2 protein-coding genes are annotated in these 1,988 nt (G+C 39.1%); both read right to left on the reverse strand.

Going from position 1 to position 1,988, the window contains the following annotated elements; genetic code table 11:
• On the reverse strand, positions 1 to 1,019 hold a 1,019-nt coding region (gene rffA, locus F6K46_RS39440), incomplete at its 3' end, for a dTDP-4-amino-4,6-dideoxygalactose transaminase (protein WP_293118142.1).
• A complete protein-coding gene (locus F6K46_RS39445) occupies positions 1,016 to 1,897 on the reverse strand; it encodes a formyltransferase family protein (protein ID WP_293118146.1) in 882 nt (293 codons plus the stop codon). The genes rffA and F6K46_RS39445, both read right to left, overlap by 4 nt.
• Positions 1,898 to 1,988: the final 91 nt, after the last annotated feature.

The raw sequence follows: 1,988 nt of genomic DNA on the forward strand, positions 1-1,988 counted from the left end.
CAGTTTTCCAATTTCTCGCCATCATGTTTTTCTTTATAGAAAGGACTCTCATGTAATCCTTGATAGTGGAAAACCGCGTGTACCCCTTTTTTCCTTAGGTTGGCCAACAACAAATCTCTATGCGACAAGGATTTGCATAGGAGGTAGTAAATATGGAAATTATGTTTTGCAGACTTAGGAACCTTTGGAAGCACATAAGTGTTCCCTCCGTTGTTCAGCGTCTCATCATATGTTTTCCATAGGCTTTTTCTGTTTTCTTGAAGTTCTTCAATACATTCCAATTGAGCATATAAAAAGGCTGCAGTTATTTCTGAGGGAAGAAATGAGGAGCCAATATCTACCCAACCATATTTGTCTATTTCTCCTCTAAAGAAAGCTGTTCTGTTTGTTCCTTTTTCCCAGATGATCTCTGCTCTATTCAGAAAGCGTTTGTCATTTACTATCAACATTCCTCCCTCACCTGAGCTGATGTTTTTTGTTTCATGGAAAGAAAATGTGGCCAAATGTCCTATACCCCCCAACGGGCGGTCTTTGTAATAGGCGTTCACTGCTTGTGCAGCATCTTCAACAACAAATAAACCATACTTATCCGCGATGGTCATTATTTTGTCCATATCACAGGCCACTCCTGCATAATGCACCACAATAATAGCTTTGGTCTTATTTGTAATCAATGCTTCAACCTTATCAGCATCAATATTGGGATGGTCTTGCATGCTGTCGCAAAAGACTATTTTGGCGCCGCGAAGCACAAAAGCATTTGCGGTGGACACAAATGTGTAGGCAGGCATAATCACTTCATCTCCAGGAGAAATATTTAATAATATAGCGCACATTTCAAGCGCATCCGTACATGATGTGGTAAGAAAGGTTTTTAAAAAGGAATATTTTTTTTCAAAGAAGTTCTGGCATTTTTTTGTGAACATTCCGTTGCCAGATATTTTACCTGATGAGATAGCTTGATAAATATAATGGGATTCCCTCCCGGTTAAATATGGCTTGTTAAAAGGTATTTTCATCTGAATCTTGTTCTAAAGACCTTCAATGGGAAAACGCTTTCCTGTGTTTCATCGTAAATGGCCTCTTGAATTTTTAGCACTCCCGTTCCGCAGACAACACTTGGTTTTCCTTCTGCGAGAAACAATACTTTTCCACAGTCCCTGCGCGCTATACTTACATCTTCCATTATCTCTACGTCCAAAATCCTAACCTTTTCATTTCCCAATAAGGTATAAGCCCCTTTATACGGATGCCCCAAAGTATTAACCATTAGTTGAATTTTCTCTGAGGATTGTGTCCAGTCTATGTGATAGTCTTCTTCATCTCGCCACAAACTGTAGGTTGCCTTCTCACCTTTTTGAGGAATTCTTGACAATTCTTGGCCATCTAATATCATTTGAAAAATCTTACAAACAATTTCGGCGTAGCAAGAGCCCATTAGGTCAATGGCGTTTTCTATTTTTATTGGGTGTTTCACCCTAAAGCTTTTTTGTAATAGTATGTCACCTTCGTCATATTTCTCAGAACCCCAAATAGCAGTTGCGCCTATCGTCTCTTCTTTGTTCAACAAGGCATTGACCAAGGGTGCAAACCCACGATACTTTGGTAACAAGGAGTCATGTAAGACAATCAGGTTTTTTGCGTCTTCTATCATCCAGCGCCATCCAATAGCAATTACATAACCGAACTTCTCAATACTGTAAGAATCTCCTTTTAGAAGATACGAAATGCCGTTGGCCTCGCAAATGGTTTTTATTTCCTCTGAAAAATCATATTGATTTTCATCCTTTCCAATAACTACCTTAGAAATAGATCCACTGAAGCCTGCCTCAGCAAGTGACTTTAACACATTGGAACCTTTCTTGGTCATCAAAAGAAGGGCTGCCTGCTTGTTCATAAGTTGGCAAGTTTGTCGATGATGTAATTGGGTCTGTCTTTGGTTTGATTAAACGTTTTGCCAACATAAAGTCCAATAACACCTAAAATTG

Source organism: Moorena sp. SIO3E8 (assembly GCF_010692445.1).
Lineage (GTDB): Bacteria > Cyanobacteriota > Cyanobacteriia > Cyanobacteriales > Coleofasciculaceae > Moorena > Moorena bouillonii.

Excerpts from the sequence above, each read along its gene's own strand:
- F6K46_RS39445 (WP_293118146.1), bottom strand. The coding sequence starts at position 1,897 with ATGAACAAGCAGGCAGCCCTTCTTTTGATGACCAAGAAAGGTTCCAAT.